Source organism: Ferruginibacter sp. (assembly GCF_031430955.1).
In the GTDB taxonomy this organism is placed as follows: Bacteria; Bacteroidota; Bacteroidia; order Chitinophagales; family Chitinophagaceae; genus Ferruginibacter.
Window position 1 is genome coordinate 1 of record NZ_JANPCM010000392.1, and the last position, 4,913, is coordinate 4,913.

General features: G+C 35.4%; 4 protein-coding genes and 1 pseudogene. 2 read left to right on the forward strand and 3 right to left on the reverse strand.

Going from position 1 to position 4,913, the window contains the following annotated elements; translation table 11 throughout:
* The coding region (locus ACY65O_RS11090) for a hypothetical protein (RefSeq protein ID WP_462220926.1) at positions 1-1,125 on the reverse strand (1,125 nt) is incomplete at its 3' end.
* Between the two features lie 19 nt (positions 1,126-1,144).
* On the reverse strand, positions 1,145-2,293 hold the full coding sequence (locus ACY65O_RS11095) for an ABC transporter ATP-binding protein (protein WP_462220927.1): 1,149 nt from the start codon (positions 2,291-2,293) through the stop codon (positions 1,145-1,147).
* 101 nt (positions 2,294-2,394) lie between these two features.
* Between ACY65O_RS11095 and ACY65O_RS11100 the strand changes: the two genes are divergently transcribed.
* Positions 2,395-2,808: a cobalamin B12-binding domain-containing protein gene (locus ACY65O_RS11100; protein WP_462220928.1), complete on the forward strand. Its 414-nt coding sequence runs from the start codon at positions 2,395-2,397 to the stop codon at positions 2,806-2,808.
* Positions 2,809-3,361: 553 nt separating this feature from the next.
* A complete protein-coding gene (locus ACY65O_RS11105; protein ID WP_462220929.1) occupies positions 3,362-4,156 on the forward strand; it encodes an enoyl-CoA hydratase/isomerase family protein in 795 nt (264 codons plus the stop codon).
* A 131-nt stretch (positions 4,157-4,287) separates the two neighbouring features.
* Here the strand turns inward: ACY65O_RS11105 and ACY65O_RS11110 are convergent.
* A pseudogene (locus ACY65O_RS11110) lies at positions 4,288-4,913 on the reverse strand (c-type cytochrome domain-containing protein); the annotation flags it as partial.

A 4,913-nucleotide genomic window follows, 5' to 3' on the forward strand; every position in this document is an offset into this window, starting at 1 on the left:
AAAAAATGTTTTAACAGTACTGTGCCTGAAAATAAATACTAATAACGTAGCCAGTAAAGTGATGTAATAAAAAAATCGTAAATAAACATGCCAGTTGTCTATCCAGGCATATTTTTTTGTTACTGCATTATCAATGCCATAGCCTATCCGGTTTAAATTATATTTCTTTTTTATTTTTTTTTCGTAATCATCATTAATATTATATTCCAGACCTTCTTCATAATAAGAATAACGGCTATCGGCTGCATACTTTGCTTTTAATTCATCTATCCTGATAAGCAAAGCAGGCCTGTTACTTGGCTTTTGATAATTTTTTACCACAGCATAATAGATATCCGCAGACCTTAATATTTTTTTTGTTGCATGTCCATCAGCATTATAAGAACTTACAAACTGGTAATCGGGGCATTTATAAAAAACATATAAAGAGTCGTTTATTTTTACAAGGCTGTCTGTTTCTGCAATTTTTCTTCTCAATTCTGCCGTATCAATTACAGAGTGCTGACGAACATAATTTTGAACCGGTTCAATACTTGCCTGATCAAGAACTGCTGTTACCACTGTATCAACAGTTACCATTTCCTCTTCAGTGTATGTGGTAGTGGTAACTGGTCTTTTAATAATATCGAATGTATCTGCAGTCCAGTGCAGAGGCAATAAATTATATTCTAATTTGCAGGCAGTGGTATTTATTTCATTAATATCATTTACAATTTCATCGTTACCAAATTGCTGGTTAGCTCTGTAAGTCTCTACCGCCGATGGAATAAAACAAAGTGCAACCATTGCACCAATACTTAAAAAGTATAACCCAAAACTTTTTAAGCCGTCCCACATAAACCAGTTACCATAGCGTTTAAAAACATTAAAGCGCAATAAAAATATCAGCCAAAAAACAAATCCAATAAAAACAATCAGGCCAACAAATGTTGTCCAGCTGCCGGTGCTGCTGTACTGCTTAGCATCAAAAAAAGCTAAATAGCAAAATGCAGTTAAAGGCAGCGCAAATAAAACAGCAAACCAAATAACCAAGTGCGTACGTGCCGCCCAGGTATTGGGTTTATTGCGTAATAATGTATCATCTAACCTTTGTAAAAAAGATGGGACTAAGGGCCTTTTATTCATGTAAGTAAAGTTGCAGTGTTTAAAAAAAACGTTTGGTGCTGTAAGTAATATCCCTGAAATAAGTAATGGTAATTTCTGCACCGATCATCTTACCAATTATTTCCTGTGCAGATAATGCAGTTGAAATAATGGTATAAAAGCCGCCGTTAAATTGAAGCTCTATATTTTCTGCACCAAATAATTCAATAATACTTTCTCTGCCGGCAGCAGTTTCAAATTCAACAGCGTTGCTGGTAATTTTTTCTGCCCGGTCGTTACTGCTGTATAAGCAATTGCCCTGCTTAATAAAAATAACTGTGTCTGCAACTTTTTCCACTTCATGTAATTGTTGTGAGCTGAGAATAATACCCATTGGATTATGAGCACCTTTAGCCATAAAAATTAAATCGGTTAAAATAGTTTGCTGTGCATTGATATCTAAATTAGCCAATGGTTCATCTAAAATTAACAGCCTTGGTTTTTGTAATAATATTCTTGCAATTTCAAAGCGTGTGCGGTAGCCGCTGCTTATCTGGTTCCACGTAAGGTGTGCATAGCTGCTGAGGTTTAAACGTTCCAGCATAAAGTTTACCATCAAATTATTTTTTTCGCCATACACACCTGCAATTGAAGCGCTGAAATGTAAATTATCTTTTAATAAACCATACCATTTAGGAATACGCTGTGGAATAAATGCGATGTGATTTTTTACCGCATAAGCATCAGGCTTTTGCAAAAGATGATATTTTATTTCGCCATTATCCAAAGCCAGTTGCCCGGCAAGGCAACGCAGTAATGTTGTTTTACCGTTTCCATTTTCTCCCACAACCCCTAAAACATTACCGGTATTTACTGCTACATTTATTGGCTTTAAACTAAAGCCACCGCCACTGTATGTTTTAGAAATTTTTTCGGCACTTATTAATGGCTTTGTTTGATAGCTAATGCCGGATTGTATTTTTGATGCCTGCTGTAAAATACTTTCAGCTTCGCTGATAAAATTATCAGGAATAGGTTTTGCAGATGTTGAATTTTCATTTACATGGTATTCCCTGCTCCAGTTAACAGCGTTTTCAATTAAGTCATCATCGCCGGTATCCAAACAATAATCGAGTGTTCGCCTTACAGCAACAGAATAATCACCATGTTTTAAATAATCAGCAATTTCGCCAGCAGCAGATGGGTTCATAAAATAAAAATGAAGGGTAAATTAGTACTATGCAAAATAGGAAACTATTACAGATATTTGATGAATAGATTTACTTTTACAAAACTTTAATAATTATTGCAATGAAAAAAGACAGGCCTGTAAGAGTTTTAGTTGCTAAAGTAGGTTTAGACGGGCACGACCGTGGCGCAAAAGTAATTGCCACCGCATTACGTGATGCAGGCATGGAAGTAATTTACACCGGCCTGCGCCAAACGCCTGAAATGGTGGTGAATGCTGCATTGCAGGAAGATGTGGATGCAATAGGCATCAGTATTTTGAGTGGTGCACACAACACTGTTTTTCCAAAAGTAATTGCATTGATGAAAGAAAAAGAAATGAACGATGTATTACTAACCGGTGGCGGCATTATACCTGAAGACGATATGAAAGCATTAAATGAAATGGGCGTAGGAAAATTATTTGCACCGGGTACTACCACTACTGATATTGCTGATTATATAAAAGATTGGGTGAAAGATAACAGGAATTTTTAATCCTCATTAACTGAATAAATTATCCGACCTCATTTTTTTGTTTGAAGATAAAACAGTTTCTCTCCAAAATAACTGCCATTTAATAACCCAAACCTGCCATTAACTAAAACCAAATATAAAGAGAGCGCCAATCGTTTAATTTTATGCCTGTTCATGCATAAAAATTTCTTTATGAAAAGCTTTAGTAAATTAAAAAAAGATAAAGAAACTATAACAGATATAATTATGTTTCTCCTTTTAGCTTTATCAATTACGGTACTCATTGTTATTTTATGAACAAACTTCCGGTTTATCTTTAATTTGGGTGCATTTAAAATTATCGCACAACACAAATCGTTCCTGCGGAACGAAAATATTCCGCTTTCATAATTTACTACCTGCAAGTCATCCCTTAGGGACGTTTGGTGGGTAGTAAGAGTTTGTATTAGGATGCTTTCGTTCCGCAGGAACGATTGGTGAGGCAGCATTGTATGCAACAATTTTAAATACACCCTTTAGTTTTACAGTAAGTGTTAGTTTTCTTTTTATCCTTACTTTTGAGAAAACTTTCAACATGTATCAAACACTGCTCACCGCTTTTGAAAATGGCATTTTCACTATCACAATTAACCGCCCCGATAAATTAAATGCATTAAACAAACAGTTGTTTACAGATTTAGATGCGGCCGTTGATGAAATAAATATTACCGCTTCAATTAAAGCTGCCATCATTACCGGTGCAGGCCCAAAAGCATTTGTTGCCGGTGCAGATATTACTGAGTTTAATGGATTAAATAAAGATGAAGCTATGGCATTAGCCAAACGTGGGCAGGATGTTTTTTTTAAAATTGAAAACAGTAAAAAACCAATTATTGCTGCAGTAAATGGTTTTGCATTAGGTGGCGGTTGCGAATTAGCCATGGCCTGCCATTTTAGATTGTGCAGCGAAAATGCAAAATTTGGTCAGCCAGAAGTTAACCTTGGATTGATACCCGGCTATGGCGGCACACAACGTTTAACACAATTAGTGGGGAAAGGAAAAAGTATGGAGTTACAAATGACCGCTCATTTAATTGATGCTGCAGAAGCATTACAATTGGGTTTAGTAAATCATGTTACCACTGCCGATAGTTTACTGTTAAGAACTGGAGAGATTTTAAATGTAATAATGAGTAAAGCGCCAGTTGCCATAAGTAAAATTATTGAGTGTGTAAATATTGCAGTGGTTAGCGACAGCTCATTTACCAATGGCAAAAATGGTTACGATAAAGAAGTGTTGGCTTTTGGTGATTGCTTTGCTACTGATGATATGAAAGAAGGCACTGCTGCATTTTTAGAAAAACGCAAAGCGAATTTTACAGGAAAATAATACCAATTGTACATTGAAAATACACTGTCAGCCTGAGCTTGTCGAAGGCGGGTTGACTCTTGCACCCAGTTTCGACAAGCTCAACCTGACATTTTTTTACCAGGTAGAGTAAATGTCCACTTGGTATAAAATTATTTTTTTACTTTAGGAGGCTTTACAAGAGTCGTGTCTGTTACAAGCATTTCTAATTTATAACCTCCGGTATCAATTACAGTTTGAGGAAATAATTTTTTAAGATTAAAATAATCGGTGCCGGTTACTCCCGTTTTAAACAAATAAATTTGCTGCAGGTTTTTTAATTCTTTTAATTGAGTAATGCCGTTAGCTGTTACTTTGGTTGCGGTAAGATTAAGGTATTGCAATTGCTGTAAGTTTTTTAAACTGCCTAATCCATTATCAGTAACTGCTGTATTTTCTACATATAATTTTGTAAGATTTTTTAGTTTTGAAACAGCGATCAAACCTGCATCAGTAATTTTTGTGTTGCCCAGTTTTAGCCAGATCAATTGATCTTTTATTTGTTCCAGCAACTGCAAGTCTTTATCTGCAAAAATTGCTGTAATAAAATTAGCCGATAAATAATTGCTGTTTTGCGCCACAGGAAGTATCATCACGCCCAATATTTTTAATTTTTGCACTGCAGAATCAGAAGCTTTACCAATTGGTTTTGAAGGAATATCAGCAATTTTATTTTCTTCTTTTACCGGCGCAGATTGCAATGCCAGTAATGCAGGTTTAATTTTATCCGTTTGCAGCA